The sequence below is a fragment of the Nocardia amamiensis NBRC 102102 genome (assembly GCF_001612745.1).
GTDB lineage: Bacteria > Actinomycetota > Actinomycetes > Mycobacteriales > Mycobacteriaceae > Nocardia > Nocardia amamiensis.
This window is the reverse complement of the sequence record NZ_BDBA01000355.1, coordinates 1-3,771: the sequence shown is the minus strand read 5'-3', so window position 1 is coordinate 3,771 and position 3,771 is coordinate 1. Positions and strand designations below refer to the sequence as shown.

Genomic DNA, 3,771 nt, shown 5'->3' with positions numbered 1-3,771 from the left:
CCGCGGCGGGCGACACGCGCGAGCGATCGGTCGCGTTGAGCGAGGAAGTGGCCGAGCAGTGTCGTGCGCACGACCTGCTCCCGCTGCGGTGGGCCTGCGCCATGCTGCGTGCCGGACTGGGGGTCGAAGGCGCGGCGGCGGAAGCGGACGAGTGCGCCGCGATCGTCGGTCGCCGCGGCGGGGCGCTGCGGCCGCTCGGTGGCTGGTAGACGATCACGGAGAAGACCGTGTTGCCAAGTTCCCGCCGACGGGTCGCTATTGTTAGATCCGTTCCGCCCCTTCGGTGGAAGCACAGGTCGTCACCGGACCGTGCCACTTGTAACGCCAGGAATATCTCTGACGATGACGCACACGGGCGAAGAGTTGGACCTCGCCGTCGCTGCCGCTGCGCAGGGCGACAGATCCGCTTTAGCTCAGGTACTCGGTTTGATCCGTCCGCTGGTAGTGCGCTACTGCCGCGCCCGGATCGGAGCCGCGGAGCGTGGGCAGCTCTCCGCGGACGACGTTGCGCAGGAGGTTTGCCTGGCTGTGATGACCGCCTTGCCCAGGTATCAAGACCAGGGCAGGCCCTTCATGGCCTTCGTGTACGGAATCGCTTCGCACAAGGTCGCCGACGCGCATCGCAATGCCGCCCGTAACAAGGCGGAGGCGATGGCCGAAGTACCAGATGTCATATCCACCGACCAGGGACCGGAACAGAGAGCTCTCGAATCCGAGACGAGCAGGCAGATGAACCGTCTGCTCGCGACGCTTCCTGAGAAGCATCGGGAGATCTTGATCCTGCGCTTGGTGATGGGTTTGTCAGCGGAAGAAACCGCAGTCGCCGTGGGCAGTACGGCGGGTGCGATACGGGTCGCCCAACACAGGGCACTCGCGAAACTCAAGTCACAAGTGGCGAGGGCAGGTGAAATGTATGGCTAGGGATGGCGAGCGCGGTCGGGGTGACTGGAAGGCGCGGCTTGGATCGCGGAACAGCGGTCCCTACGCCGAGGCGTCCGGTGACACCGGCCCGGTCGACATCGCCGCGGTACGCCGCGACGATGCTCTGATCGACGCCATCGCCAGCGATGGTCCGGTGCACACCGACAGCGCCGAGGAGTATCAGCTCGCGACGCTGCTCGCGGATTGGCGCGCGGAGCTGACCGCCGCGCCGATGCCCGCGGAGCCGGATCTGGATGCGATCGTGGCCGCGGTCAACCAGGAGATCGGCGCGCGGCAGGCTCGCATCGGGGCGCACGCGGGTGGGCGGTTACGGCTGCTTCGCCCGATCATGGGCACCGCGGCGGCGCTCGCCCTGGTCATCGGGGGCATGACGGCATTCTCGTACAACGCTGAACCGGGCGATCCGCTGTGGCGGGTCAAGGAGGTCGTGTTCAGTGAACAGGCCCAGACCACCGTGGTGCAGCGGGCCGACAACGACCTGAGTCAGGCGTCGGCGCTGGTCGCGCAGAACCCGACGCAGGCCAAGGAGCGTCTGGAGCGGGCCAGGGAGACTGCCGAGCAGGTCAGCGATCCGCAGAAGCGCGGCGAGTTGATGACCGAGTGGCAGCGCCTGCTCGAGGAGCTGCGCAAGGTGAACGGCGATCTGGCCGATCAGCTCGAGTCGACGGCGCCGAAGACCACCGACCCGCGCGCGACCCTGGGCAACACCGCGACCACGCGGCCCAATCCCACGACCGGCGATCCTGGCACGATCCTGCAGCAGCCGGCGGAGCAGTCCGGCAGGCCGACGCAATCGCCGGACGCGACCGCACCGAACGGCGGCGGCGCACCGACTACCGTCCCGCCGGTGACCACCCCGCCGCCTGCGGCGACCACGCCGCCGCAGGCCCCCGTGGAACCCACCACGCCGGCCCAGCAGCCGCCGACCGCGCCGACCACGGACGTGCGGCCGCCTACCGCGGAACCCACGGGTGATACCGGGGGGTCTCCGACGGCGCCGCAGCAGCCTCCCACGCGGGTCCAGACCCAGACTCCGGGCAACTACACGCCGCCGACTGTCATCGTGCCCGGCACCCCCATCAGCCCGGGTGGGTTCACCCCCGGTCGCTGAACAGAAGAATCCTCGAGAAAGACATGAACCGATCGCCATCCGGCGGTCGGCTTTCTGTCTGTCCGGCGGTCGGCGCGTCGGTCTGCCGACAACGCGCCGTAGGCCTGACACCGTGACCGTGTGCGTCGAAAATCACAGTGGCAAGCGTCGAGTACGCGAGCCTGCTACGGGCCGCGTCCCTCTGCGGGAGTGCGTTCTCAGCTGTCGAATCCGTCGAACCCGTCGCCGTGGAAGGCCTCGTTCATCGAGGCGTCCGCGTAGCCACGGCAGTAGTCCCACGTGACATACGCCTCCGGCGTCGGGTCGTAGGCGGGCTCGTGCGGGCGGACCGTGCCGTCGACCAGCAGCTGCAGCAGGTTGGCGCGCAACATGTCCCAGTCGTGGTAGTGGTCCTGCCTGCAGTCTTCGCAGCTGACCACGAGTCCGCGGATACCGCGGTGGGCCAGCAGTGCCTCGTACACCGCGAGGTCGGCGAGATCCTCCTCGACCGCAAGGCGCTCGTGGGGATCCAGTGGTTCGCCGGGCTCGATGGCATCGAGCGCGGCGGACGGGTCGGAGGGGTCTCCGGCGAATGGATCCGGCGGCAAGCCAGGTGGTAGATGGTCGCGCACATCCCCACGGTACGCAGAACAGGCCCGTCTGCGCCAGCGATGCGGCCCGCCAGTTTCGGTGGTGGCCTCACTTCGTCGGCGAGTTCACCGGACCGATACCATGGAGCAAGGCTACGGCGGGTCCGACAGCACCGCCGCCGAACGCCACCGTCCATCCCATCAGCCGTCCCGACGCCGGTTCGTCCGGTGCCGGTCGCTATCGACGTCCAGGAGGGGTCGATCCGAATGAGTAATCCCGTATCGGGCGAACGAATCGCAGTCCGCCCTCCTACGGGTGGCGACGATCCGAACAAGATCGCCATGCTCGGCCTCACGTTCGACGATGTGCTGCTGCTGCCCGCCGCGTCGGATCTCATCCCCAGTTCCGTGGCGACTTCCAGCCTGTTGACCAGGGAGATCCGGCTGCGCACCCCGCTGGTCAGCTCGGCCATGGACACGGTGACCGAGGCGCGGATGGCCATCGCCATGGCCCGCGCCGGCGGCATGGGCGTGTTGCACCGCAACCTTTCGACGGCCGACCAGGCAGCCCAGGTGGAGACGGTCAAGCGGTCCGAGGCCGGCATGGTCACCGACCCGGTCACCTGCCGTCCGACCGACACCCTGGCCGAGGTCGACGCGATGTGCGCCAGGTTCCGCATCTCCGGGCTTCCCGTGGTGGACGAGACCGGCGCGCTTGTGGGCATCATCACCAATCGCGACATGCGTTTCGAGGTGGACCAGGACCGCCGGGTCGCCGACGTGATGACCAAGGCCCCGCTGATCACCGCGCAGGAGGGCGTGACCGCCGAGGCCGCGCTGGGCCTGCTGCGCAGGCACAAGGTGGAGAAGCTCCCGATCGTCGACGGCAACGGACGGCTGCGCGGGCTCATCACCGTCAAGGACTTCGTCAAGACCGATCAGTACCCGAATGCCACCAAGGACCGCGACGGCCGCCTGCTGGTCGGCGCCGCGGTCGGCGTCGGCGAGGACGCCTGGTCGCGTGCCATGACGCTCGCCGACGCGGGTGTCGACGTGCTCGTGGTGGACACCGCGCACGGCCACCAGGCGCAGGTGCTGCAGATGGTGACCAAGGTCAAGGCCGAGGTCGGCGACCGGATCCAGGTGGTC

4 protein-coding genes and 1 pseudogene are annotated in these 3,771 nt (G+C 68.6%); 4 read left to right on the top strand and 1 reads right to left on the bottom strand.

The features are described from left to right. From NA4_RS37530 to NA4_RS39870, 3 genes and pseudogenes are all read left to right on the top strand, one after another. Positions 1-209: pseudogene (locus tag NA4_RS37530) on the top strand (hypothetical protein); the annotation flags it as partial. Positions 210-342: 133 nt separating this feature from the next. Then, a complete protein-coding gene (locus tag NA4_RS37525) occupies positions 343-921 on the top strand; it encodes a sigma-70 family RNA polymerase sigma factor (RefSeq protein ID WP_067480869.1) in 579 nt (192 codons plus the stop codon). Beyond that, positions 914-2,053: an anti-sigma-D factor RsdA gene (locus NA4_RS39870; RefSeq protein ID WP_084497838.1), complete on the top strand. Its 1,140-nt coding sequence runs from the start codon at positions 914-916 to the stop codon at positions 2,051-2,053. The genes NA4_RS37525 and NA4_RS39870 overlap by 8 nt, the downstream gene beginning before the upstream one ends. 197 nt (positions 2,054-2,250) lie before the next feature. Here the strand turns inward: NA4_RS39870 and NA4_RS37515 are convergent, their stop codons facing one another. After that, on the bottom strand, positions 2,251-2,664 hold the full coding sequence (locus tag NA4_RS37515) for a DUF5319 domain-containing protein (protein ID WP_011207424.1): 414 nt from the start codon (positions 2,662-2,664) through the stop codon (positions 2,251-2,253). A 225-nt stretch (positions 2,665-2,889) separates the two neighbouring features. Here NA4_RS37515 and guaB point away from each other — a divergent pair. Beyond that, positions 2,890-3,771 (top strand): IMP dehydrogenase (guaB, locus tag NA4_RS37510; RefSeq protein WP_157129553.1); only part of this gene is annotated, 882 nt, incomplete at its 3' end.

Bases quoted from the DNA above. Each gene is read 5' to 3' on its own strand.
- NA4_RS37525 (WP_067480869.1), top strand. From the start codon at position 343: ATGACGCACACGGGCGAAGAGTTGGACCTCGCCGTCGCTGCCGCTGCG.
- NA4_RS39870 (WP_084497838.1), top strand. From the start codon at position 914: ATGGCTAGGGATGGCGAGCGCGGTCGGGGTGACTGGAAGGCGCGGCTT.